Genomic DNA, 255 nt, shown 5'->3' with positions numbered 1-255 from the left:
AGGTGCAGTTCGCCGCGGCCCGACACTTCGAACACGGTGTCGTCGCCGGTGTCGCGCACGCGCAGCGCCACGTTCGACTTCAGCTCGCGGTCCAGGCGGTCGCGCAGTTGGCGGCTGGTGACGAACTTGCCTTCACGGCCCGCCAGCGGCGAGGTGTTGACCATGAAGTTCATGGGCAGCGTCGGCTCGTCGATGCGCAGCATCGGCAGCACGTCCTGCGTCACGGGGTCGGTCACGGTGCAGCCGATGCCCAGG

1 pseudogene is annotated in these 255 nt (G+C 68.6%); it reads right to left on the bottom strand.

The window, feature by feature from the left end:
• Positions 1-255, bottom strand: a pseudogene (locus SB751_RS32925) (translational GTPase TypA); the annotation flags it as partial.

The organism is Cupriavidus sp. SIMBA_020, assembly GCF_046535395.1.
GTDB lineage: Bacteria > Pseudomonadota > Gammaproteobacteria > Burkholderiales > Burkholderiaceae > Cupriavidus > Cupriavidus campinensis.
This window is presented reverse-complemented; position numbering and strand designations above follow the sequence as displayed.